This is a genomic window from Nakamurella antarctica (genome assembly GCF_003860405.1).
Classification (GTDB): domain Bacteria; phylum Actinomycetota; class Actinomycetes; order Mycobacteriales; family Nakamurellaceae; genus Nakamurella; species Nakamurella antarctica.
Genome location: NZ_CP034170.1, coordinates 542871 through 565441, shown reverse-complemented (window position 1 = coordinate 565441; position 22571 = coordinate 542871). Strand labels below are relative to the sequence as shown.

The window sequence follows — 22571 nt, the reverse complement described above, 5'->3', positions numbered from 1 at the left end:
ACGGCAGCGATTACTAGGACAGTGACAAAAGTGCTCATCGAAGGCTCCACGGGGTCTTGTCGATCGCGGCGAGCACGGTGACGGCGGTCTGGATGAGAGTCATACCGCTTGCTAGATGGACCTTCTCGGCCTTTAGCGCGCTGACAACCAAGGCAAGTCGGGTTTCGTACGGATTCATGGGGTTCCCTGGGGGAGAGGTGCGGCGGATGATTGCGGGGCGCGAAGCCTGCGCCGGTCGTCACATCTGGCCGGTTCCTCAATAATCACTTCCGTGCTGCTCGCGACACAGGGCAAAAAGGCCCCGGTGATGCGGATTTGTTCTCTCGCCTACCCCTGAACAGGCCGGCTTCTGTCCCCGGGGCGTGGGTTAAGAGTTGCTGGCGTCGGACGTCGCTCTGTCCTGCCAGGTCACCTGGGCGCCCGAGTCGCCGATGCGGTACGTGTCGTACATTGTTGCGCCGGCGGCTAGAACCGACGCGACGATCAGGACAATCGTGACCACGCGGTTTGCCGGAGCCAGGAAGGTCCTCGCCCGAAGCTGCGTCAAAGTGGTTCCACCCCAGGCACTCGCCCGCGGGCCCTTGACGCTGCGCTCCCCGGTCGCGGTGTCCTGCTCACGTCCACGCCACCAGATGACCAATGCGAGGACTGCTACCGGAATCGCCACGTAGAGTGCGGTATCGCCGAGTTCGGTGTGCTCGTGCAACAAAGCGCTGCGCTCCACCCGACTCTCGAGCCACTCACCGGCGTCCGTCGTAATGGGGACAAGGATCACCACGCCTGCAGCCAAAATAACGTTTGCCCCAGCGAACCGGCGTCGCCCACCCGACCACGCGGCGGTGAGGACAAGAATATTCGAGGTGAGCGGGAGGAGGACCACGATCGCATGCACAAGCAGGATGTGCGCGGGAAGCCCATTGATAGTCGTCATTGGTGTGCCTTGTTTCTTTGTGGGCGGGCTCGGCCACTGTGAAGTGGAGACCCCGTCAGTGTCGAGTATTGGTGATCCGAGAAGCATCCGGATGGCTGGGAGCTCGGTGCGCACAGCGAAATGGTTTCGCAGCAGCAACTCTCGCAGAGGCCCATTTCCGGAGTTGACTCCGCAGGTGCGGTTATCCCTACCTACGGCGACGCCTTGGAGCGAAGCGCCGCGTCGGGCACCAGGCTGAAGGCGCCTTCTTCCTCTTGGGCATTGTGGAGACGAAGAATGGCATACAGCCCGTAGAGCAGGCGTCGCAACTCGATCGCGTCCTCTGGTTGCGCCGGGTGGCCCTCCAGGATGTGGACGAGCCTGGCAAGTTGCGCTACTTGATGCTCGATTTCGGCGTGGGTTCGGCTCATTGCAGCCGTCGCGTCGCTACTTCCTAATGCCCTGTCGACGAGAGGAAGCAGCAGCTTCTCGTCTGCGCGCTCGTGCGGAAGTAACTCTGTCTCCAGGCTGTGCAGCAGCGATTTTACCGGTGACACATCGCAGTCTAGAGACGACAAACCGTCTGCCACCAAACGGATTTGCTCGATGAGCGGCAAGGTGGCGTCGTGCTCCGTACGGAGGCGAATGGCGGTGGCAATGTCGGCCGCCGGCATGCTGATGGTGTGGACGGCCCCGGGCAGGACAGCGCGTAACGCGATCCCAATCGCCATTAGATCAATCACCTCTTGCACCAGGGCGCCGACTGCTGGCGGCAGGAAACCAAGGGCGGCAGCCATCATTGCCACCACCGACAGCCCCATGCCAACGAGAACTGATTGCAGCGCAATTCTTTTCGACCGGCGCGCGATGAGGATCGCATCGCCCAGTACGTCAATCCGATCGACGGTGAGCACGACATCAGCCGCTTCCGATGACGCGGTGGCGCCTCGTGCCGCCAGCGCTACTCCCACACCAGCTGCTGCGAGCGCGGGGGCGTCATTGACGCCGTCTCCCACCATGATCGTGCTGCCACGGGCGCTTTCGTGCTCGATCGCTGCAAGTTTGGCGGCAGGGTCGCGGTCAGCTAGAACAGCATCAACGCCCACGATCCGGCCCACCATGTCCGCCGTCTCGGCGCGATCGCCGGTGACCAACACGACGCGAGTAAGGCCAGCGGTACGCAATGCTCGCACCATCCTGGGGGCGTCAGGCCGAATCGCGTCCTGGAGCAAGAAGGCACCCGCGGGCTTCCCGTCGATAGAGATGAACACCGTAAGGGAACCGTCCAAGTCAGCCCGCCGACGCGCTTGACGCACCCATGGCGGAGTATCGGCAGGCGAGTTTTCACCGACGGTCCAGGAGGCTTTGCCGAGCCTGATCCGCCTGCCATCGACGGTTCCTTCGAGGCCGTAGCCGTGCACTTCCTCGACGTTCTCAGGCATCTGCAGGACCAGCCCACGCCGCGTTCCACCCGTGACGATGGCGCTGGCCAGAACGTGCGGGGACACTTGGTCAAGGGAAGCGGCCAGCCGCAGCACATCGTCGGCTTCATAGCCATGGGCGAGGATCACCTCCGCCAGTACCGGCCGGCCCTGGGTCAGAGTGCCAGTCTTGTCGAACAACATGATCTGCCCACCGGCCAAGGCTTCAAGTGCCCCACCACCTTTGATCACAACGCCCAGATGTGCGGCGCGGGATATCCCCGACATGATGGCGATCGGCGCTGCCAGCAGCAGGGGGCATGGGGTGGCCACGACGAGGACCGCCACCGCCCGTACAGCATCGCCGCTCAAGGCCCACGAGAGGCCCGCTAGGAGAAGTGTCAACGGAACGAAGATGATGGCGAATCGATCGGCGGTTCGGACGAAAGGCGCCGAGGACGCTTTCGCTTGTTCCACCAGGCGGACCACACCGGCGTAGGTGGACTCGGCCGCGATGGCTGTTGTCAGGAGATCAAGAGGTGGCCCCGCGTTCACCACACCACTGCGAATGTCTTCGCCCGTGACCCGCTCCACGGGAAGCGGCTCGCCGGTGAGCGCGGACTCGTCGAGAACCGCGGTCGACAACAGGCGGCCGTCCACGGGAACTACTTCGCCGGTGCCGACGAGGAGTCGGTCACCAGCTACGACGTCGGCTACCGGGACTTCGGTTACTGCTTCTTCGCTTCGGCGCCGGGCGGTCCGAGGGGCACGCTGGATGAGCAAACTCAGCTCCCGGCGCGCCCGCGCCGATGCCCTGGCCTCAAGCAACTGACCGCTGGCGAGCATCACGGTGATCATCGCACCGGCGAAAGGCTCGTTGACCGCCAACGCGCCAGCAAGCCCGAGGACCGCGATGACGTCAACGCTCCACTGGCCAGCGCGGACTGCTTGAATTGTCCACGCCAGCGAGAACACGAGCCCTAGAACAGTTCCAGTAATCCACAGCCCCGCTGATGTGGCAGATGCCGACAACGACCAGGCGATGATCCCGGCGAGCAGGAGCGCAGTGGAGACGACGAAGAGCACACGTTCTTTGTTCGCCGCCCACATGCTTTTCATCGTTGAGGTCACCACGCTCCTGCGCTGGCTACAGCTTGAACACCACGCGGGCGGCGATCTTGCCGGACAACACGTCAGCCATAGCTTCGTTGACCTCATCCAAAGTGCGATCGACAATGACGACCTTGGTGCGACCCGCGGCGTGCAGCGCGAAAACGTCGGCTAGATCGTTGCGGGTGCCGACAATCGATCCGATCACCGACTTGCCACCGATGACCAGATCGAAGATCGGCACGTCGATGACGCCATCGTTGGCTGGCATTGCGACGCATACCAAGCGGCCGCCGCGGCGCAGGGATCGGAAGGCTTGGTCAAACGATTCCGCCGAGGCCGCCAGCGCGACAGCCACGTCGGCGCCGCCGAGTGCCTGGATCGCTTCGACCGGGTCGGTCGTCTTGGCATTCACCACATGGTCAGCGCCCAATTCCGTTGCCATTGCTAACTTGTCATCTTGAATGTCGACAGCTACGACAAAGCCGCCCGCGATGCGCGCGTATTGCAGGGCAAGGTGGCCGAGGCCGCCGATTCCGAAGACGGCAACCATCTCAGCAGGGGCAACACCCGCGACCTTGATCGCCTTGTATGTGGTGACACCCGCGCACGTGAGCGGGGCTGCGTCCCTGGAGGTGACGCCGTCGGGGACCGGGCAGGCGAACGCGGCATCGACAACCACATAGTCAGCGAAGGTTCCGTTTATGGAGTAGCCGGAATTCTGTTGGGACTCACACAGCGTTTCCCAGCCACCGATGCAATGACGGCAGTGGCCGCAGGCAGCAGCGAGCCAGGCGATTGCCACGCGCGCGCCAACGGCCGGTTCGGTAACACCGCTGCCAAGCTTCTCAACGAAGCCGATGCCTTCGTGGCCGGGGATGAAGGGCGGTGATGGTTTGGCCGGCCAGTCTCCGTGCGCCGCGTGAATGTCGGTGTGGCACAGACCCGAATACTCGATGCGGACGAGTACTTGACCCGGACCAGGCTCAGGGACCGTCAGGTCTTGGATCTCCAGCGGTGCGGTGAACCCCGTGACGACAGCAGCTTTCATGATGAACTCCCCTTCGAACGCACTGGTGGCCGTGAGCGTTTCAGACCTCTCACTACCTCCACTCAACGCGAGGGTGTCTGTGTCCGTAAGGGTCCAAGGACCCCCCGCATACAGTCGGATGGTCCTGCGTCCCTGTGGTGAGCGGATTTTGGCACGGGCGCTCAGTTAACCTGACACTTCGCAAACAATTCCCTCTCACAAAGGGCCACTCACTGCCATGGCTCTAGCTCGTCCCGAGCGGTGGGCACTGAGCGCGGCCCTCGTGGGTGCGCCCGCCGCGTATCTCCTCGCGCAAATCATCTTCGCGATGGTGCCGCGCGAAAAGTCCCTGTTTGCGACCCTGGACGCACACTCGTCGACGTGGTTGATCAGCCACCTACTGCTCGCGACGTGGCTAGTGCTCCTCATCCCCTCACTTGCCGCCATCTGGCAATTACTGGGGCGAGGCGGGTGGGGCTTTCGTGTTGTGGGCGGCGCTCTCACCGCGGTCGGAATCGTTGTTAACGGGTTGATCACGGGCGTTGATTTCGTTCTTGGTGCTATCGCTCCGATGGGTCGTTCCCTCGCCACGAGCGTCCATAAACGTGTCTCTGAGAGCGTGCTCGCACCCTTGGACAGTTGGGATTTGGCTCTTTCGCTGGGGTTACTCGTCTTGGCCATCGGCCTGTATCGCACGCGGAATGCGCCGCAGTGAGTCGTGCTCATCGTGTTTGCTGGACTGGCGATTCCAGGTACGACCGACCTGCGGGTCATCGCCTCGGCGGTGCAATTTATCGGATTCGCCTGTCTAGCTTGGCGTTTCGGTCAAATCTCTACTGCTGAATCCTCCCGTTCCTATTCGCGTCCCATCCCGGGCGCTTTGGTGGCAGTGATGATGATGGTGCCGGGCGCGTTCTTCTCGATTGAGCGCGTCGCAATGGCCGTGGTAGTGGTAGCGGCGTTGGCAATGCCCGAGCTGTGGCGTAAGCGAAACGCTGGCCGCGCGTCTGTCGCGCAGTGACGTGCTGACGCCCACGCTGCCGGACCTTCCCACTGACGTCTGGAAAGGATTCCGCGTCGAAATACCCTTTGATTCATTTGTAATCTTTATAAATTCCTTGGCCTGAATACAGAGTCTGCGCTGGCCATTGACGAGACCGGCGTGGCAAGAGTTCCTTTACGGCTGTGGAGCCGCGATCGGCGTGTCGAAGTGACTCGGTTCCATCCTCAGCTTTGGGGAGCGGCTTAGCCTCCCTTCGAAGGTATCTCCGGTCAGCTAGAGTCTCGCTCCGCGTCTTATCCGTCGAATCTGCGTTATCCACCAGATCAGTATTCCCAGCTATTGCCGCCCGGTTAAGCGTGACGTCAACGAGTGCGGCGAAGATGACAAGAAGTGGGCCTTGCTCAGCCTTCTGGCTCGTCGTCGTAGAAATCAGCGATCAGTTCTCCCGGAACAGTGAGGAGCTGGCCCATCAAAGCGCGGCTGATTTCGAAAGCGTGCTCAGTGGCGGAGGAACCCATGTAACACCACCACCGAGCCTCATACCCCAGGGCTGAAAGCTCCCACAGCTCATTGGAGCGCGGCTCAATAATGTCCAGCAACTTCTCCAGCTGAGCAGGCAGTGTGACGGCCTCGGAGGCCGATTTGCGAGTGCTTCAAATACACAAAACCCCCGCTCAGCTGATGCTGATCGGGGGAATGTGTGGCCAGGGCCGGGATCGAACCGGCGACCTTCCACTTTTCAGGCATGCGTGTAGGGGTGTTATATCATTCCATACCGTACTGACCTGCGGTTTCATAAGCTTAAAGTAGCCCTGAACCCGCCAGAATCGCAAAGGTGTCACCCAAAGTGTCACCCAAGACGCCCAAAATTCGGCCGAGTCCCAGCGCGCAAATACTATTGCCCCTGACACTGGGAGACCTGAAGCAGGAGAGCCGCCTCATTTGTCGGCATACTCAGAAGCTTCACTAGAGCAAACTGCTATTTCTGCTAATGGTGTCCAAGCATTCTTCGAAGGATGGTCTTCGCCCGTGGATCAGCGCGCGAGCAGTTTCATAGCCAATCCGAAGCGGCTGCGCACACGAGGGGTCAATCAGCAGTGGACTACTGCCGAATCCGGCGGCTGGCCTGGGCTCGTAAGGCCAGCCAGCTTTCTCGCTACGGCTGTCAATATCGGCACAAAGGTCGCTCACACCGGCTTCACCCAAGGTTCTCAATGAGGACAAAGTTCGTTCGTGCTGGAGCACAAGACAAACGTCATATAGGTGACGGCCTGATCCGCGAAGGATTTCGTCATCACCGTTTTTGAGGAACTGGACCGCACCGGCATGGAGCCTTGACATCTTTTCCAGCAGCGTTCGCTCGGGTGCCAGGACAGTGACTTCGAATGGAACGAACTCATCCCAGGCATCGGATGATTCACCGGCAATCCCGATCGCATACTCGGCAAGAAGTGACTGGACCATTCGCATTTCGGAGGGAGTAGGACCACCCCGGGTACCCATTTCTAGCAGAACAGACTCGGTTTCCCCAGCACTTTGACTCGTGCGCGGGTAACTGAACCGAACGTTTCGTTTGAAACCCGTCGTCGACTCAACCAGGATTCTCTTGCTCTCTGGCAGCCCGAGGTGTGCTTGGGCGTCGTTGCAGATGCCTTTCAAAGCTGTGTTGCGAGTACCTGCGCCGACGGACGGGTCGAACACCGCGATTATGTCGATGTCTTCCGAGAAGCGTTCGGTGATCTTGAAGGCCCGGCTCAGGCTTGTTCCGCCCTTAAAGATGATCTGGACCGGGGTCACTTTATCGTTCAGCGTCACCGTTCTGGGAGTCGACACCGACCGCAGTACCTCCATCGCCCAGAAGTCCTTCTCGACGTAGGCCGCCGGGATTGACAGATGTCGGGCTGCTGCGGCGACGAGTTCCCCGAGCGGCTTGCCGCTCCGGACCAGCGAAGGTCGTCGGATCATCCAACGCTCGCGGCAGGAGTACCAGTCTGAAGCGACTCGATCAGCCTCGTGAAGGCTTCTCTGATCGCAGAATTGTGCTCACTTCGGACGGCACTTTGCACCTTGTCGATCCGAAGCTTTCCTCGGCTGGTCAACCGGCGAACTGCATCCACCAGTGCTTTCCAGCCACCCTCGACGAGGGTCTTCCAGGACCGAAGGACTTCAAGCAGCGCGATCTCTGGCTCGTTGAGCCTAAGCCTGGCCCGATTGGAACGGCTGTACAAGATGACGCCAGGTAGGTTTTCCGGAAGCGGTCCCACCGCCGAGTACTCCAGCTTTGCGGGAACCTGAGTGGTGACACCCAGGGCTCGGGCGGCGGCGTACCCGGCTGGCCCGACACCGGTAGTCCCGACGACCTCGTGAACAATTTCCACTTCGGTTGGATGAGTCATCCCGTAGCGGGTCATTTCACCTCGGTAGTACAAGCCTCGTCGTATCTGAACGATTGATCCGCGCTTGGCCGCCCGGGACAGGGCGGCACGAGCAGCATCCGATGAGCCTGGAACATCTTGGACGTGCACAAACGAACCGGCTGGAAAGCTATCCAGCCAGCTTCGGCGGGTTCCAGTCAAGGTGCTCATGTCATGAAAGTCTACAGAGAACGTGACACTTTGCAAACACCCCTCGGGTTTGTTGCCGCAGTTCAGGACCAGTGTCACCCAAAGTGCCCCCCAACCTGGAGTATTTTGCGGCCAGCCCCACCCCACCCTGACACCGGGTGAACCCCGACAGCCCAGTCACGATCCACCAGTTCCATGGGGTCTGGTAGTGGCGGGCGCAAAGTTTTGGCAGCGAACTCAGTGATGCTGAGACCCCGATGGGGCCGATGATCAACACTCAACCTCTCAACGGGAACTTGACCGAAACCGGGGCGGGCTGATCTAGCTAGTCACTCACAGAAGCACACCGACGATGCGTACCAAAATTTCGGTGTCGGATCCATTCAGCAGCCACTGACGCGGAGTGAGATACCCCAATTCCGGACGGGGCTCGATGAGGAAGTTGGACAATGCCATCGGATTGATCGTGTCCGGCAGAGTCTTGATCAGCTCCCGGATCCCCGGAAGGAGCACACCGTAGTCGTCGAACTGGAATCGGGGCATCCGAAAGGTGTCGTCCACCCGGTATGAGAGAAGCTGCTGTGCGGCGCACATCTGAAGCAGATCGCTGACGGTGAGCTCATTTCTCATCGCTACTTCAGATAGCGGGAAGCCGGTGTGAACCTGCACAATTTGGACTGCTCGATCGTGATCCATTTTGCCATTGCTCGGGATGTCCAGCTCAACACCGAGCGTGGCGCCCATGCGAGCCAGTGCATCGCTTGCCGCCGGATGGTCTTTCGCTGCTCTGGCTTGATTCGCCACCTCGACCAGGATCGCGGTTACGCGCTCCTGATCCAAGCTCAGCTGAGCCATGGCATCTCGAAGGGCGTCGGTCATAATTTCAGGCACCAGATACTCCTCCGTCGCCACGCAGCGCTGACTACACCGAGATGGAATTGTCTCTATGGACTGTAGCTTCGTTTGCGATGAGTAACATTCTTGGACTGTGGCTGTACGGGACCAGGATTGCGGATTTATACAGGTCAGGACGCTACAACATTATGTTGACGTGGCGGGACGGCGCTGACCGGTGGCCGGATAGAAGTCGTATTCTTTCCGCCTCTCTACCCGTCGGGGTAGATGTATCTGGCAGAAATCAGGTTGCTCTGGATTTCTTAGAAAATCTCCTTCCAGACGGTCCGACTAAAGCTTCAATGGCTTTAGGTGCGCGGGTTCACGCCGAGGACACTTTTGCACTTGTGGGGCACTTCGGGGCTGACTTGGCGGGCGCAATCCGAGTGGCCCCGGCAGGTGAAGCACTAGATGATGGTGAGCCCGCATACCTGCCGGTTTCTGATGCGGAACTGGCCGCCCTTCTTGATGGCACTGATTCGGCCGCGTTTGATTTCTCTCACGGCGCTTATCGCTCGACACTGGCTGGCTTTCAGCCGAAGCTCATGGTCCATCGTGATCAAACCGGGTGATCTATCCCGGTTGGCGGGGCTGCATCAACGTGGATTTTGAAGCCGGATAGGCATGTCGAATACGCCGCGAACGAATTCAGCTGCTTAGCCGTTGCAGCAGGCGCCGGTATCTCGGTTGTTGAGCGCCACCTGCTTCGTCTTGGTGACCGTTTGACGCTCGCTGTGGCCCGGTACGACCGCACTCATACCGACGGGGTTATAGGTCGGATCCATCAGGAGGATTTTTGCCAGGCGACCGGGGCTCCTCCGATGGCAAAATATGAGTTTCAGCAGGGCCCGTCGCTGAGGCAAGTGGCAGCAATCTTGCAGAAATATTCGTCTGTTGACGACGCGATTGATTTGGCTCGGCGGGTCGTCTGCAATATCGTGCTCGGTAATTCCGATGCACATGCGAAAAACCTTTCGTTGCTGCACTATCCAGACGGTTTGATCAAATTGGCGCCCGGGTACGACCTCCTATCTACGGTGGCGCTGGGCAACATTTCTGAGCGGGGTGTCTCACTGAGTGCGTCCGCACGAATGGGCCAATTTGTAAATGGCGTGCAGAATATCAACTCCGTGACTGCAGCTGATATTGCTGTAGAGGTGTCATCGTGGGGAAATTTGAATACGCAGGTCTCCATGGGCCTCGTTTCGGAGACGATTTCGAATCTGCAGGCAGCTGCCAGTGAAGTCGACGGATCCCCGGCTGTGCTTTCAGTCGTCAGACAGCGGTGCGCTTCCCTGCTAAGAAGTGACCCTGCAGGCGGCGTCTCTCCGCGTTAGGGGTTTTCTGGAAGTTACTCACCTAGACCACGTCACTTTGACTCGGATACCCGCGACCTGATTCGTTTCCTTCGTGAGCAGGGCAGGCCACTTTCCACACAATCCCCCCGCTTACTCTGGTCATTTTGCCCGGCAGGCCGCAGATCTGGCAGGTTCGGTTGGCTGCAAGTCCGGCCATTTCCACGATCGCATCAAAAATTTGTTCGTCCGGTTCGCGGGGGTCAGGCTCGAAAACGGGTCGTGTGACGCGAAGTTCGCCAGATTTCTCTTTCACAGCTGGGACAGGAATTTCCGGTGAAAATAAACAGAGAGTTTCCACTAAATCTTCCATAATGGGAATCCAGCCGGTCGGCAGGTCGGTGTATTCCGTCGCCGGATCGGCCTCTGATTCGGGTTCCCGGCTGCCACCGAAAATTCTCAAGCGATGTTGCATTGTTTCAAAGATGCTGGGCAGCACGTCGAAAATTTCCGTGTCAGTGAATTTGTCTAAGCCGGTCACCGCGAAATGGCAGACACCATTCTCATCCCGGCGCATAGTGGCATTCACCTCGCCCGCGCTGAAAACATTAATCGCCAAATCCTCGCCGCACGTTCGGACAATGTGGCAATGCGTCGCACACTGCTGCGCTGTCGGTGCGTCAAAGAGGCCCACTACCGAGCGTCATGGCCAGCACAAGATGGTTCCAAAATCTACGATGCCGTCGGCTACGCCATCCTCAAGGAAGACTGGCGCCAGGGCACTGTCACACCGGTTGCGTGGAACGATGAATCCAGTTGCTCGGTATGGCAGGAATACCGCTAGCCCTTCAATGACCAATTGGCTGCAACTTCAGTGCCCGGTTACCCATCGTCATCCGGAACGGCGACAGCACTGATTCGACGCGGACAATGCTGAAGTCCTTGTCGTGGTCAATCATTGCTGGACGTTTGGAACAGCAGCACCTTCATGGCCGGTCCTTTGATGCCGCGTCATCCGCGCAAGACTAGAACAGATCAGATCAGCAGGATGACCCAAACCCTAAGGGAACGTCGACGGGGACAAAGCGGAACAGCCGGAGGCTGCGGCGCTGGCCGGCCTCCCGTGTGCGCCGGTCCTGCTGGCCGGCGGACCATGAGATTGTGCCTCTGGGTGCTGCTCAATGAGTTCGCCGACCTGATAGGTCCATGTTACGAACAGGTGCGCGGTGATGCGGACCCCGGGTCCAGGCGACCGGGCGACCGGGCGGCCAGGCGCAAAGATCTTCCTTTACGAAGTTGTCTTCGTCCCATTCAAAGACAATTCAAACGTTCGGCGAAATTCTTTTCACGTCGTCGTGCATCGGCGGCCGTGGGGTCTTACTACCAACCGACTGATGCCAGGACGTCGGCCGCGACTTCGGGGATCAGCCGTCCGGTCGTGTCCACCTCGGCGTCCATGACGTCAGCCAGATCCAGGACTGCGGTCAGCTCTGGCGCCCTGGCAAGGTGCCACGCCAGTCCATCAGCGTCGTTGCGGTGTCGGTCGCGAAGGCGGTCGGCCAGGACAAGGGGATCGGCCCGGAGCCGAACAATGCTGATAGGGCAGCCCAGAGCTCGCTCGTAGTCCTGAAGTTCAGATCGCTGCTCGATCACGCCGGCCAAGACCAGACACAACGCCCCCGCGGCTCGATAATTCGCCGCCACTGATTCAAGATTGCGTAACAACGTCGCGTAGTTGAACCTGTCACCGTCCGGCGGCGGCCAGTACCGGCTCAGCTGATCAAGATCCACCATTGCATGCGGCACATTCCGAACGGCCAGCAAATCGCCGACCGCCTCCGCGACGGTCGTCTTGCCCACGCCAACCGTGCCGGTGATCAAAAGCGACGCCCACCGCCCACCTCGTTCCGTCATACGAGAACTTTAAGTCCGCCGGGTCTATCAGGCGGTAGTCTCCCGGGATCGACCTCGCCGCGCGCGCACCAGTTGCCGGAGATGCCCGATTGCGGATCCCTGACCGGACAATGATCATCGACGAACTGACAGCGGTCATCCGCATTTTTTTCGCGGGCACATTGATATGAGGTACTACGCCTTTCTAAGTGCGGTCATAATTTCGTTCTTAGAACCCACCCGCCTATAACCGTCCACCCCCAGGGCGGAACCTTGGAGGGTAAAGTGCCTAGCCGCCCATGCGTTACGAGACCGTTGGGTCAGAGCATCCTCGACGTTGAGGCGGTCACCAGCGCGGGTAACGCCGACGACCGGCTGGTCGTCTGTCATACGCAGCAAAATATCTCTGCGTCCCAACCGACACGCCAGCTCCCTGCCACAGCCCGAAGGCGACCCTGAAAAGCCACTAATTCAGCAGTCTCGTAGAGGATAGGGCGTGCGTGGCGATGCCCACTACGAAGAATCCAGTTGCCCACCACCAGGAGATGCAGTTTTGGGCATCAGCAACCGACCAAGCCCACCGTTCAGGTTCGCTATCGAGGGATCGCGCGAAAAGTACCATGAATACAGCGACAGAGGCCGGCACAACCGTCGCTAGTCGAGAATTGAACCTGGCGCCGATGAGGAGCAGACCCGTAAACCCGATTGCATCTCGGGCAGCGGCGTATCCGAACGGAGACAGTGCGAAGGCCTCGAGCGCGGCACAAGTGGCCGCCGTAAGGCCGGCCAGACCGACAACTGTCATCAGCTCCAACATATGAACGGGACGACTCGCGACCGCTTCAGCACGTCGACGGCTGGCGATGATCAGACCGCACCCGAAGGCGACCATGATGGCTACCTGCGGCGCGACTCTGACTGGAATGGCCAGTGGTGGTTTGAATGGAAGCGGTAGATCGGCACCAGCGGTCAGCATTATTAGCACCGGGGTAAGAACGCACAGAACAGTTGCCCACACGATCTGCCGGGCGCGAAACCAGGTACTCATTGGACGCAGGTCTGTGGTGCACTCCGGGCCGTGCGCCACCAGTCGCCGCGTTCAGTAGGTGACATGGCGTCGATGATCTTGAGCTGATCGGCAACCAGCTGATCCACCATCGGGTTGGAATCGAGGTCCTCCCGGCTCATGCCCGCCTTCAACATGACCCACGCCATGAGCGTGATGTCTGGCGTTGTCAGTCCTCTCACGCCCGCGCAGGTATCGGCCGGGATCAGCCCCATCACGAGCCGCCGCCGTAGCGCACTCTCGCTCATGTCCAGGGGATGGACCGCGAACGGCCACGTAGTTTCCGGATCCGCTATCGCCTCGCTCGCGGTGGCGGGAAGTTGTATGCCAGCCTCCTTAAACTCATACGAGATGGCCGTTGCCATAAGCACTGTGGCGTCGATCTCAGCTGCATGCTCTGGCCACAGACATACCCGAGGATGCTCCCCCGCGCACACCATCGCCGTTGACCTCGGAGCAACAGGAGCGGGACCCAGATGGTCCACCAATTGGACTGCCACGAGCAGCGCAGCGATTACGGCTACTACAGCAGACACCAGACCTTTAGGGGCGAACCGTCCACCCACAACAGTGCAGGCAGCAAAGACTGTGGCAGCCGCTAGGAGCACGGTGGCCGCTAGGACGGCTCCGTCTAGTTCGAATTCATTCACACAGCAGTCGAACGACACGCCGGTCAGGTGACGCAACCACAGCAGTTCGGACGTCGGGCTGAACGCCAGCCATAGATAGACACCCACCAAGGCCGCCGGAACCGCGATGGCCGGAACTAGCACGGCGCCCAGGATTGCACCTATCCCGGTGTAGATGACCAACCCAGCGAGAGCCGACAATGCCACGGCCACATCCGGTATATAGAACCCTAAATCCGACAACACACCTACAAGTTGTGTGCAGATCAAAAAGACGAGGAACATGCCAACCACGATCGGACCTAACTGCCACAGCACCACGACTGCCCTCGACCGTACGCGGACCGTCAGAAGCAGGCGCGCACATTGTAGACGGTGAGCCTCGTACGCCCCGCATGCCGCAGCGATGGGGCCTAGTATGTTGATCGTGAACGATGCGGCTCCGGTGCCAGCAGTCGCATAGACGTTGTAGGTACCGGGGTCCACAATCACCAGAACAGCCAGGACCGCAAACAGCAGAGCAATTCCCGCTCCGACCTTGATGCAGTTGCGTCTAATGACTAGAAACCACCCGGAGAACCTAGGACTCATTCCTCAGCCTCTGTGAGCGTCCGGTACGCCAACTCTGCAGCATTGGCGTTGCCCGCATCGGCCCCCGCAAGGCTAAGGAACTTAGTGGAAATGTCATCGAAGACAAACCTGCCGTTTTCCATGACGATCACTCGATCAGCCAGGACAGCGAGATCCTCCGTCTGATGGGTGGCAATCACGATCGTGGAGGACTCCCGCAGGTTCAAGATGAGCTCACGAAATACGGATCGTTGTGCCGCATCCAGCCCAGCTGTTGGTTCGTCCAGCAGCAGAACTTCGGCTCTGTGTGCCAGCCCCTCTGCGATACCCATCCGCCTCAGCTGTCCCCCGGAAAGACTCGACGCCTTCCGATTCAACTTGGCAGTCAGGCCCACTTTGGCAATTGCCGCCTCCGCCTCTACCCAACTCTCGGAGCGGGTAGCCCCCTTGAGCCACGCCGCCAATGCAGTCTGCTCCCGCACCGTGAAGGATGGAATTACGTCCAACTGCTGAGGCACCCAACCAACCTTCGCGCGGAACCGGGCGCGGTCGCCTCTTACAGTGGAATCCAAGGTCCCGACCTTAATTTTGCCGCTTCGAGGGCAGACCGCGCCCGATCCCAACGACAGCAAAGTTGACTTGCCCGCACCGTTCGGCCCAAGCAACACTGTGACCCCCGGACCAAGATCTACAGAGACACCAGCCAGCACAGGACTACGGCGCCGATAACCAAACGTGACATTTTCGAATGCAAGCACAGACAAAGGTTCCTCACAGAGCTCTACCAGACGATGTTGGCGCCAGTGGCCTTAATGTGGCGCTGAGGTTCGTCTCTTCAACCCTTACGTAGAAGGATCCGGCACTCGTTCGCCCGACGTTGAAACCCCACCACCCCGGACCAAAACACGAGTATTGGTTGTGCGTCACACCACCCTAGCGGGAGTCGGAGAATACCGAAATATCTTTCCAAATAGCCACCTTCGGGTATCACGAAGCCAACGATCTCAAAGTTTCCAAGTGTGATTTACATCACACTAAAGCGTTCGCAAGTTCTAGCTTCAGGCAGACATCAGCCTTCCCCGGAAACACCCCTACGGTCCCGTCGCGCAAAACACAAGCAACCAGGTCAGGCACGGGGTAGTCCCAAGGCGACGGACGCGGATCAATCACCTTCGGTTCGATTGAACTGAATCGCCCTTGTTGCCAGCCTCCGCTGCAAACCTCGATTGCATGCAGCGCGGCATCCGCGGTCGAAGGGTCGGTGCCGGGTTCGAGGCCTAAAGCGAAATTGGTGTGATTACCCGGGTCGGTCAGGTCCGCGGTAGCGAAACAGCTTCCGGTGTTTCTATCAGTAGGGGGCGCAGACGTGAATACACCCAACGCTGCTGCTGTCCCCGTTCCCGCAGCAATGACGCTAACGCTAGCTAACACGAAGGTGAGACTTCGACGACGCGTCTTAGGCTGCTCCCTTCGAGCATGCACACCTACTGTGGTGAGCTGGGTGAGCATATTACGATGTTGGGCGGAGGCTTTCTCGCTAACTTGGTACTGAGCCAACCCGTGCGCGAAACGATCAAATCGAGGGTCCATTGGTTTAGTTCCTTGCCTGTATCTGGAGGGCACGTGGAGGTTCAGACTCCACGCGTTCATATGCTTTGCGGGTTCGTGCTAAAGCTCGGGCTAGCCTCGAGCGAACAGTTGCGGGAAGTTGACCAGTAGCCTCCGCCACCACAGTCGGAGGCAGACCTTCCAATACGCAAAGTTGGATTACCTCACGGTCAGCTCTGCGGAGATGCGCCAGAATTTCATGTAGAACCTTTAAGTCGTGACTGTCGCCTGCGAGGGCAGCGACTTCGTCTGCAATGTCCCCGACGTGCATAGGCGGCGGCAACTTCGCCCATAACCTGCGGGCTCTCGCGGCCGACCGGTTCTGGTGCCGGAGCGCGTTGTTGGCCGTCACCAGGAGCCAGGGCAAGAGCCCAGATCCGTTGTATATCCTCAAATCTTCTCGCCTACGCCACGCCACCGCAAAGACTTCGGCTGTTAGATCTTCGGCATCCGAACGGGACAACGTTCGCCTGTAGCAGTGCGTAAACACTCGCGATGAGTGGCGGTCGTAAAGCTCATGAAATGCCAAGGTTCTGCCCGCCTGCAACTCGGCTAGCAAGTGTCTGTCGTCGGTCACACCGTGGTCCATATCAAGTCAATGGCCGCTACTTCATCAGCGTTGCGGTATTCCAGGCGAAAGTTCGGCATCAATCGAGTGGGACTTACCTGGCGGAGCACTACCCGTGATGACATCTTGCCCTCTAAGGCATATCCGATGTCCAATACCCAATCGCTGCCCCATCGCTGCCCCATCGCTGCGACCCGGATTAGCCGAGGCGATCGTCGAGATGTCACTTCCGAAGGCCACCCAACATGCAGCTGTATTCAAGTCCGACCAGTCCGCGAGACACCGTCACGCATCTCCCATCTGCCCTGCCTGCCTTAGGTTCTGACGCAGCTGCGCAGGATCACCTTCGATGTGGGCAGGAGCATACGCATCATGTTTCTAGGGTCTCCAAATACCGCGACGGCTGCCCGCGGTCGCAATCGAGCAATATCTCCGGCAACGAAGTAAACCCCAAACCGATCGGCCGCAGTATCAATTGCTGCTGACCATTTAGCGTCTGGTGGCTGTAGGGGCTGACGTGGCTGGGCCTTGGCTCTCGTAGGTGCTGAGCCAGCCCGACGAATGTTCTTGGAGCAGTTGGACGGTGTTGGTGTCAATGATGGAAACCAAATCATCCCGTTGCACGCTCTCGCCGGTGCGGCTGCCGCGCCAGATGTACGAAGAAGCCGATGAGACCGGCCGCGACAAATACACCGTCGCTCAGATCGCCGTCGAGTTCGGCGTCACCCGACCCACCATCTACCGCCATCTCGACGCACCGACAGCCAACAACCGGTAAAGCGGCTCCATCACCACACTGCCGAAAAGGCCGGCAGCACTGCCAAATCTAGTTTCATCCGAAGTGCCTGCGGCACACAGCAACCCAGTCAATTATTTGGTTTGGCCCACTCCAGGCTATCGGCGTCGCCGCTTCCGCACCCACCCATCCGGGCCGACTTTCCCGCCTACGGCCTACCCTCCAAATCGACACCGCGCTGGGTGAGCGCTCACGCGCCTTTGGCCAATGAACGCCTCCGCGTTCCAAACCAAAACAATTGGTAGGTAAGGCAAAGGCCCACCACCACTAATCCGGAGGACGTGGAGGCCCGCAGCTTGCCGAACACCAGTGGGCTACACGAAAAGCGTGGTTGGAAGCATTCTATCGCCCCTGGACAAGCACCTGCTCTCCGAAAATGTCACCACCGTAGTCCTAGCTCGCTGCAACTTCCCGATTTGGATCCCCGGTGGGTCTGGAGACTCCTCAACAGAGGAATTCAGAGCCTGATCATGACCACAATCAGCACATGAATTCAAGGTCGTCTAGTCGGGATCGATTACCCACGAACGCAGAGTTGCGCTTCTCTGTATTGCAGACGTAGTTAAGTACGGAGAAGATCTGCCCGCCAACTCACCTAATCGAAAGCGCCAATTAGAGGTCGGAGGGATTATAGCCGAAGTGGTGTATCTTCCTGGTCGACCTCCACTAGCCAACTCGATTGTGACGGCGTATACCAACGGCAGAGCAACGAATCAGTGGACTTGATGCAAGAACTTGATCTAGCCAGCCTGAAGTCATGACGCGTTCGGTCAACCACCTATGAATTCCAGGCCTGTATCTTAATTCGCACCGCCTGTGGATCCTGTCGCAACTACCGGAGTGAAATTGACAACATCACAAACATTGACGGTCCGAGAGCTCGACCTACTGCTCGCTCCCAAGATCGAGGAATCTCATCAGACCTTCTTCGGAAGCGTCACTGTCCGCTACCTCTATCCAGATCCCAACTCATTGATCTACGGACCGAATGCTGATTCGGAGAACGCGGCAGACCAACCGGCGAGCAAACTTATAGAAGACCGCTCCAACATGTGGCGTCAGGGGGAGAAGTTTCGTCACGAACATCTAGATGGACGACCAATGGATGTTTCTGACGGTCAGTTCCGGTGGCAGTTTCACCACGAGAAAACAGATTTTGCCTTCATAGACGAAAAGGAACTCACTGCCATTCGCAGCGTTTGTAAACCACAATCCAGTAGACCAAGCTACTTTGGGCTGCCCCCACGCCCCGACCACATCGGACAAGGAGGACCTCTACAGCCTCTCGGTCCCATCCGTGCAACGGATGTCAACGGCCGAGCTGCTTGGGAGTACACCTTGCCACGAAGCTCTCACGACCGTCGGCCCGGCCCCATCTATGTCATCGACGCAAAGACCGGGTACCTAATCCATTCTCGCTACGGCGACGAAAACAGCCCCCCAGGATATGAGTGGACGGAAGTGTCAACAGGCGTGAAGATCCCGGCTACAGCCTTCATCTGGGAGGGACCATACCGAACGCTCGACGAAGCGGTCGCACTGAATCGAGCGGCCAAAAGTAAGCAGCCTAATTCTTAGTACCAACTGCTGCACATTAGCTTCATGAACCATATCGGTGGGACTGTCTCGTTAACGGTGTTTCCAGCATTTTTGGTGAGTAGGTTTCTGGTGCTGGCCAGCGGTCGGCGAAGGTGATCGCGAATGCGTTGAACGCGGGTTTCCACCTGATGGTCCATCGGGTGCGGCCGCGTCCGGTGGGATCGAGACTACGGGTGACGAGGTATAGGCACTTTAAGGCGGCTTGCTCGGTCGGGAAATGACCCCTTGCTCGGACTGCGCGCCGGTACCGTGCGTTGAGCGATTCGATGGCGTTAGTGGAGCAGATCATGGTGCGAATCTCCAGGTCGTGGGAAAGTCACTGCCGGTCATCCGTTGCCCCCCTGGCCTTGAAGCTGTGCTGCGTCCAAGCGGCATAGGGCCACTGGCAGTTCAGCGTTAAAAAGGGCCAGCTCTTCGCGTCGATCCTGGAGCCCTTGCATCAGGTCAGCGTCGAGGGGAAACATGCCCGATACCGTCGCTTCATCAGCGAGGACCTGAATGTCCCTGGATAACTGGAGCGTCACGCCGAGTCCGTCGGTGAGGACCGCTTGTAAGCGCTTCAGTGTGGTTTGAAAGCGTGAACGGCCCTCAGCGATAATCTCGGCGTCATCAGCTTCTTGAGCCGACAACGATGAGCACGAGACCGCATCCGCGAGCGGTTCAGATTCCTCATCGGGCTCCAGCACGTCTTCCTCGAAATCAGCAGTGCTACTCAGTCCCTTGCCGTTGGAATAGATCGTGTTGTGTCCCAGCACATTCGGGACATGCGGCGCATTGCGCGGTAACGGCGGCATCGGAGGGCCAGGGGGAACAGTCTTCCGCTTGTTATCCAAGTAGTCCTGCCACTGGGTGCAGGTGGAACCGCCGTGGCAACGTTCGTTTAACTCCCCACACACCTGGCACTGCGGGAATTCTGGTTTAGGTTTCGGTGTGGGCCGGTTGTAGTCCTTCCCGTTAGTGCCTGCGATCTTGTCACGTGCCTCAACGCCGTGACCAGTGGTGTCAACTGCGGCATTTGCCGCAGTTGAATCGAGGTCTCTACGCACAGTTCTCTGGTCCGTGCCAATCGCGGCTCCGATTGCGCGGGTCGATAGTCCGGCCTGGCTCAAGGTGGACACCAGGGCGGGGCGTTCCTCGCGGGAGAACGCCAGCATGGGGCGGTTCCCGAAGAACTTGTCGGCCCATGCATCCCACGTTCCCAACCCGAGGGCGATCCAGATGCGACCCGTGAAGCCCTCGACCACGAGGGCCTGTACGTGGTCCATTCCCTGCTGAATACGGCCGGTCAATTGTGCGGCCTCAGCCAATGTGAACGCACTGCCCTCAACTTTCTCGGCCAAAGCGGCCTGCCGCTCGCTACTGGCGGTGATCGTTCGAGTAGTGCCGTCCGGGTATTCCAGTTGCGCGGCGACCCGCAGGATCGGATCGCCCGGCGTGCTGGACATGGATTGAATGGTCATGATGCGACCCCCTGATCAGTCGAAGAAGAAACACTGCCCACGACTGGTTTGCGCCAGTCCTTGCCCGTTCGCGAGGGCGCACCAGCCACAGCGGCAGCGACCAAACGCCGAACCTCGCGGCACGAACTCACCGCGTCCACCCCGGCAATCGCGAAAGTCTGAATTGGCGGCACCCAAGCTGTCTGGATTCGGCACGACGGCGCGGATCCATCCACCAGAAGTTCCAGCGCCGACCACACACCCGCTGGCAACCCAGTCCCGTGACGAACAAGGGATGACCGAGCGCGTCGGTGGCCGTAAACGGCCTGCTCCACTGCGGCGATGAGCGCATCATCGGGCAAAATTGGCCAATTCCAACCCGCTTTTGTCAGCATCAAGGTCACTGTCTGCATCCAAAGGGGACAACCCAGGTGCTCAGTAGGTGTCAGGTCACGCTCGCAGAGTTGGTCAGCGGCAGAAAGTTCGGTGAGCATGATCGCCCGTTCCTTCGCGAGAGCCACCAGCCCCTTGGTTCGAGACGACCCCATGCCTGTCTGCGCCGCAGCCGCGTGCGCAGCTGTTTTCTTCCTAGCCTGAGCGGTCAGAATCGGGCCGGGGTCAGTATCCGCACCGGACCGCACCCAGCGGTCTAGCTCCTCCCAGACCTCGGAAACCGAAGCCTCACCCAAATCGCCTGCCGTGTGTATCCACTGGGTTTCGGCACGACGGACACGAGAACGCACTAAAGCAAGTACCTCGACGCCAGCGGCGCTATCCCAACCACGATGGTGCGAACGCACCCGCTCCAAAAGGTCCATGAGCGTGTCACCCGACGGGACGATGCCCCACAGGCTTGTTCCGTGGGACGGTGTAGTAGCCGAATCAGCTTCGTGCTGATATCCGACAAGGACCCCGCGAGCTTCCTGCCTCCAAGTAGACAGCGCGCGGGGTCCTGCCGTTTCCAGAGTTGTCATGACGCGACCCGCGCAGATTCGGCGGCGGCGGCCAATTCTCCACCGGGCTGTAACAAAGCCGGTTCGTTCGTCGCTTCAATCCCGCCTTGCAGGTCGGCATCGGTGAACCACGATTGCAGGGACTGGCCCGTGAACTTGATTCGGCCGCCCGACTTGCTCTCAATTTCTGTAGCGATCGCGCTCCAGCTGACGGGCCGTATCCGGACTCGACGCGCTGCGACAAATCGCAGAAGGCCGCCTTCGCGCTCCAGAAGGAGGTCAGCGAGTAAGTACTTCGCCGTTCTGTTTCTTCTCATGAAAGTCATGATGTTCTTGTTTTCACGAAAAAACAAACACAAACGCGCGTCAAACTGGCTAAATGAGTATTTGACCCTCATAATCGAGCGATGACCAGCGCATACGAGATCGATTTTGACGAAACCGACGCCCTGATATCGGCAGCTGTAAATGCGCTCATCGCGGGCCGCGGCGGCAAGCGCGAAAGCGTCGCACGCGAGATTGGGGTGAGCGTCGCGCAGTTCTATAGGAAGCTCTCAGGCGAAGCTCCGTGGAAAGCAAGGGAGGTCGCTGCCCTGTCTCAGGTGCTCCAGGTTCCAGTGACCGACTTGTTTGACGGCCTTGGGGGCAGATTCGCAAGCAGTCCGGATACACAAAACCCCCGCGCGGCCGGAGCCGTTCGGGGGAATGTGTGGCCAGGGCCGGGATCGAACCGGCGACCTTCCACTTTTCAGGCGGACGCTCGTACCGACTGAGCTACCTGGCCTCAAACAAGAGGCCGGGTTCAGTTACCTGAACCCGGCCCCTGTTTGGCGACCCTGACGGGACTCGAACCCGCGACCTCCGCCGTGACAGGGCGGCGCGCTAACCAACTGCGCTACAGGGCCTTGCTGTACTACCAAACACTGCTGAACTACCAAACACTGCTGTACTACCGATCCGCTGCACTACTTTACTGCGTACCCCCAACGGGATTCGAACCCGTGTTACCGCCGTGAAAGGGCGACGTCCTAGGCCACTAGACGATGGGGGCTGGGCGATCTGCATCTTTAAATCCGCCCCCAACACGCACTTCGTTGGCAGCTTTGCAACTATATGGCAGGGGGGCACCAGTTCTCAAATCAGTACCATCGGTGCAGGTGAGGACCGTCTAATTCACTGTGAAATCAAAGCTGCCCCCGCACCAGACCTCGGCACAGGGGCAG

25 protein-coding genes, 3 tRNA genes and 2 pseudogenes are annotated in these 22571 nt (G+C 59.4%); 8 read left to right on the top strand and 22 right to left on the bottom strand.

Going from position 1 to position 22571, the window contains the following annotated elements; all coding sequences use genetic code 11:
- Positions 1 to 34 precede the first annotated feature (34 nt).
- The 4 genes from EH165_RS15295 to EH165_RS02510 all read right to left on the bottom strand — a co-directional run bounded on the left by EH165_RS15295 (position 35) and on the right by EH165_RS02510 (position 4492).
- On the bottom strand, positions 35 to 178 hold the full coding sequence (locus EH165_RS15295) for a DUF6307 family protein (protein WP_164479091.1): 144 nt from the start codon (positions 176 to 178) through the stop codon (positions 35 to 37).
- 189 nt (positions 179 to 367) lie between these two features.
- Positions 368 to 931 (bottom strand): DUF2231 domain-containing protein, encoded by a 564-nt coding sequence (locus tag EH165_RS02520; RefSeq protein WP_124797882.1) that lies wholly within the window; start codon positions 929 to 931, stop codon positions 368 to 370.
- A 191-nt stretch (positions 932 to 1122) separates the two neighbouring features.
- Positions 1123 to 3462: a heavy metal translocating P-type ATPase gene (locus tag EH165_RS02515; protein WP_239020668.1), complete on the bottom strand. Its 2340-nt coding sequence runs from the start codon at positions 3460 to 3462 to the stop codon at positions 1123 to 1125.
- Positions 3463 to 3478: 16 nt separating this feature from the next.
- Complete coding sequence (locus EH165_RS02510) at positions 3479 to 4492, bottom strand: zinc-dependent alcohol dehydrogenase (protein ID WP_124797881.1); 1014 nt, start codon at positions 4490 to 4492, stop codon at positions 3479 to 3481.
- A 217-nt stretch (positions 4493 to 4709) separates the two neighbouring features.
- Here EH165_RS02510 and EH165_RS02505 point away from each other — a divergent pair, with 217 nt between their 5' ends.
- Positions 4710 to 5186: a hypothetical protein gene (locus EH165_RS02505; protein WP_124797880.1), complete on the top strand. Its 477-nt coding sequence runs from the start codon at positions 4710 to 4712 to the stop codon at positions 5184 to 5186.
- A gap of 3 nt (positions 5187 to 5189) precedes the next feature.
- Positions 5190 to 5492, top strand: a complete 303-nt coding sequence (locus EH165_RS02500; RefSeq protein ID WP_124797879.1) for a hypothetical protein — start codon at positions 5190 to 5192, stop codon at positions 5490 to 5492.
- 948 nt (positions 5493 to 6440) lie between these two features.
- Here EH165_RS02500 and EH165_RS02495 read toward each other — a convergent pair.
- The 3 genes from EH165_RS02495 to EH165_RS02485 form a co-directional block, all read right to left on the bottom strand.
- Positions 6441 to 7439, bottom strand: a complete 999-nt coding sequence (locus EH165_RS02495; protein WP_124797878.1) for a nucleotidyl transferase AbiEii/AbiGii toxin family protein — start codon at positions 7437 to 7439, stop codon at positions 6441 to 6443.
- Positions 7436 to 8059 carry a DUF6088 family protein gene (locus EH165_RS02490; protein WP_124797877.1) on the bottom strand — a complete coding sequence of 208 codons (624 nt, stop codon included), beginning with the start codon at positions 8057 to 8059 and terminating at the stop codon, positions 7436 to 7438. Before EH165_RS02490 ends, EH165_RS02495 begins: the two co-directional genes overlap by 4 nt.
- 312 nt (positions 8060 to 8371) lie before the next feature.
- Complete coding sequence (locus EH165_RS02485) at positions 8372 to 8929, bottom strand: hypothetical protein (RefSeq protein WP_124797876.1); 558 nt, start codon at positions 8927 to 8929, stop codon at positions 8372 to 8374.
- 77 nt (positions 8930 to 9006) lie between these two features.
- On the opposite strand from EH165_RS02485, the gene EH165_RS02480 reads away from it, so the two are divergent.
- Complete coding sequence (locus EH165_RS02480; RefSeq protein ID WP_164479090.1) at positions 9007 to 9504, top strand: HipA N-terminal domain-containing protein; 498 nt, start codon at positions 9007 to 9009, stop codon at positions 9502 to 9504.
- A gap of 36 nt (positions 9505 to 9540) precedes the next feature.
- Positions 9541 to 10269 (top strand): HipA domain-containing protein, encoded by a 729-nt coding sequence (locus EH165_RS02470; protein ID WP_164479089.1) that lies wholly within the window; start codon positions 9541 to 9543, stop codon positions 10267 to 10269.
- Positions 10270 to 10291: 22 nt separating this feature from the next.
- Here EH165_RS02470 and EH165_RS02465 read toward each other — a convergent pair whose 3' ends face one another.
- Complete coding sequence (locus tag EH165_RS02465) at positions 10292 to 10846, bottom strand: hypothetical protein (protein WP_124797873.1); 555 nt, start codon at positions 10844 to 10846, stop codon at positions 10292 to 10294.
- A 30-nt stretch (positions 10847 to 10876) separates the two neighbouring features.
- Between EH165_RS02465 and EH165_RS02460 the strand changes: the two genes are divergently transcribed.
- The gene (locus tag EH165_RS02460; protein ID WP_124797872.1) at positions 10877 to 11071 is read left to right on the top strand and encodes a hypothetical protein; all 195 of its coding nucleotides are present in this window, start codon (positions 10877 to 10879) and stop codon (positions 11069 to 11071) included.
- Between the two features lie 536 nt (positions 11072 to 11607).
- Here EH165_RS02460 and EH165_RS02455 read toward each other — a convergent pair.
- The 7 genes from EH165_RS02455 to EH165_RS02425 all read right to left on the bottom strand — a co-directional run bounded on the left by EH165_RS02455 (position 11608) and on the right by EH165_RS02425 (position 16788).
- Positions 11608 to 12141, bottom strand: coding sequence for an AAA family ATPase (locus EH165_RS02455; RefSeq protein WP_124797871.1), 534 nt, complete (start codon positions 12139 to 12141; stop codon positions 11608 to 11610).
- Positions 12142 to 12315: 174 nt separating this feature from the next.
- Positions 12316 to 12510, bottom strand: coding sequence for a hypothetical protein (locus EH165_RS02450; RefSeq protein ID WP_124797870.1), 195 nt, complete (start codon positions 12508 to 12510; stop codon positions 12316 to 12318).
- 76 nt (positions 12511 to 12586) lie between these two features.
- Complete coding sequence (locus EH165_RS02445) at positions 12587 to 13168, bottom strand: hypothetical protein (RefSeq protein ID WP_124797869.1); 582 nt, start codon at positions 13166 to 13168, stop codon at positions 12587 to 12589.
- Positions 13165 to 14406 carry a DUF7224 domain-containing protein gene (locus tag EH165_RS02440; RefSeq protein WP_124797868.1) on the bottom strand — a complete coding sequence of 414 codons (1242 nt, stop codon included), beginning with the start codon at positions 14404 to 14406 and terminating at the stop codon, positions 13165 to 13167. The genes EH165_RS02445 and EH165_RS02440 overlap by 4 nt, the downstream gene beginning before the upstream one ends.
- Positions 14403 to 15143, bottom strand: coding sequence for an ATP-binding cassette domain-containing protein (locus tag EH165_RS02435; protein WP_124797867.1), 741 nt, complete (start codon positions 15141 to 15143; stop codon positions 14403 to 14405). The genes EH165_RS02440 and EH165_RS02435 overlap by 4 nt, the downstream gene beginning before the upstream one ends.
- An 836-nt stretch (positions 15144 to 15979) precedes the next feature.
- Positions 15980 to 16582: an RNA polymerase sigma factor gene (locus tag EH165_RS16740; RefSeq protein WP_124797866.1), complete on the bottom strand. Its 603-nt coding sequence runs from the start codon at positions 16580 to 16582 to the stop codon at positions 15980 to 15982.
- The gene (locus EH165_RS02425; RefSeq protein WP_124797865.1) at positions 16567 to 16788 is read right to left on the bottom strand and encodes a hypothetical protein; all 222 of its coding nucleotides are present in this window, start codon (positions 16786 to 16788) and stop codon (positions 16567 to 16569) included. Before EH165_RS02425 ends, EH165_RS16740 begins: the two co-directional genes overlap by 16 nt.
- A 368-nt stretch (positions 16789 to 17156) precedes the next feature.
- Between EH165_RS02425 and EH165_RS02420 the strand changes: the two genes are divergently transcribed.
- Together EH165_RS02420 and EH165_RS02415 are read left to right on the top strand one after the other, a co-directional pair.
- Positions 17157 to 17339 (top strand): helix-turn-helix domain-containing protein, encoded by a 183-nt coding sequence (locus EH165_RS02420; protein ID WP_124797864.1) that lies wholly within the window; start codon positions 17157 to 17159, stop codon positions 17337 to 17339.
- A gap of 864 nt (positions 17340 to 18203) precedes the next feature.
- Entirely contained in the window at positions 18204 to 18935 is a 732-nt protein-coding gene (locus EH165_RS02415) for a hypothetical protein (protein ID WP_124797863.1), read from the top strand.
- A gap of 22 nt (positions 18936 to 18957) precedes the next feature.
- On the opposite strand, the pseudogene EH165_RS02410 reads toward EH165_RS02415, so the two are convergent.
- The 4 genes and pseudogenes from EH165_RS02410 to EH165_RS02395 all read right to left on the bottom strand — a co-directional run.
- Positions 18958 to 19272 (bottom strand): annotated as a pseudogene (locus tag EH165_RS02410) (transposase); the annotation flags it as partial.
- A 10-nt stretch (positions 19273 to 19282) separates the two neighbouring features.
- Entirely contained in the window at positions 19283 to 20416 is a 1134-nt protein-coding gene (locus tag EH165_RS02405; RefSeq protein ID WP_164479087.1) for a hypothetical protein, read from the bottom strand.
- Entirely contained in the window at positions 20413 to 21369 is a 957-nt protein-coding gene (locus EH165_RS02400) for a hypothetical protein (RefSeq protein WP_124797861.1), read from the bottom strand. Before EH165_RS02400 ends, EH165_RS02405 begins: the two co-directional genes overlap by 4 nt.
- The gene (locus EH165_RS02395) at positions 21366 to 21665 is read right to left on the bottom strand and encodes a hypothetical protein (protein ID WP_124797860.1); all 300 of its coding nucleotides are present in this window, start codon (positions 21663 to 21665) and stop codon (positions 21366 to 21368) included. Before EH165_RS02395 ends, EH165_RS02400 begins: the two co-directional genes overlap by 4 nt.
- 90 nt (positions 21666 to 21755) lie before the next feature.
- On the opposite strand from EH165_RS02395, the pseudogene EH165_RS16735 reads away from it, so the two are divergent.
- Positions 21756 to 22013: pseudogene (locus EH165_RS16735) on the top strand (helix-turn-helix domain-containing protein); the annotation flags it as partial.
- A gap of 45 nt (positions 22014 to 22058) precedes the next feature.
- Here EH165_RS16735 and EH165_RS02385 read toward each other — a convergent pair.
- From EH165_RS02385 to EH165_RS02375, 3 genes are all read right to left on the bottom strand, one after another.
- Positions 22059 to 22132: transfer RNA gene (locus EH165_RS02385), tRNA-Phe, on the bottom strand.
- Between the two features lie 44 nt (positions 22133 to 22176).
- Positions 22177 to 22253: transfer RNA gene (locus EH165_RS02380), tRNA-Asp, on the bottom strand.
- A gap of 73 nt (positions 22254 to 22326) precedes the next feature.
- Positions 22327 to 22399, bottom strand: a tRNA-Glu gene (locus tag EH165_RS02375).
- Positions 22400 to 22571 lie beyond the last annotated feature (172 nt).